An 845-nucleotide genomic window follows, 5' to 3' on the forward strand; every position below is an offset into this window, starting at 1 on the left:
AACATCATGGCATAGGCCTGCTCCACCTTCCTCGCAAACCCCTCCTCATCCATCAGCTCGCTCGCCCGCATCTGCTCCCGCAAACCCCTGCGCTCTCTCGCCAGCTTGTCCACATCCCCCGCCAGATCCACCGCCAGCTCCACATACTCCTGCTGCGTGCGCGCTATCCACTGCGCCTTCCCCAATCCCTTGAGAATCGCACCTCCCAACCTGCCCACGCTCGGCCTACCCTCCAGCGTGATGTACGGCACTCCCATGTACAGGCTCTCGAACAGTGTCGTGCCCGAGTTGTGCGGGAAGCAGTCCAGCCCTATGTCCATCCCGCGCAGCACATCCCACGGCGGGCTGTGGTACCCCACCTGCAGCCTGCTCCTGTCCACACCCTTCTCTTCAAATTTCTTCAACAAGCCTTCCTGCGTGAGCTCATCCACATAGCTGCTGCTGTCTATCACCAGCTTCGCATTCGGCACTCTCTTGAGTATTTCCGACCACACCTCTATCGTGTGGTGGTTGATCCGCACCGCTCGTGTCAGTGTGCCGAAGGTGACGTACCCGCGCTCCAGCGCCGGCAGTTCGTTCACCTCGCCCATCTGCTCTTGCGGCGGCCTGTACGCCGTGAACGTGCAGGGCAGTCTCCATGGCTTTTCCGAGAACAGGTGCTCGCTTCCCTTGGGCACGCTTTCCTCGTCCGTCAGGTAGTAGTCGATCGCCTTCAGCCCTGTCGTGTATCCGTAGCCCATCCAGCTCACCGATACCGGCGCCGGCTTGCGCGCAAACACACCCAGCCGGTTGCCCGCCGTGTGCCCCGCCAGATCCACCAAAATGTCTATGCCGTCCGCCCTCAC

1 protein-coding gene is annotated in these 845 nt (G+C 61.7%); it reads right to left on the reverse strand.

Features of this window, described 5'->3' with window-relative positions:
- Positions 1–845 (reverse strand): O-linked N-acetylglucosamine transferase, SPINDLY family protein (locus ACODSU_RS25275; protein WP_488845715.1); only part of this gene is annotated, 845 nt, incomplete at both ends.

The sequence above is a fragment of the Acidovorax sp. FG48 genome, assembly GCF_057809085.1.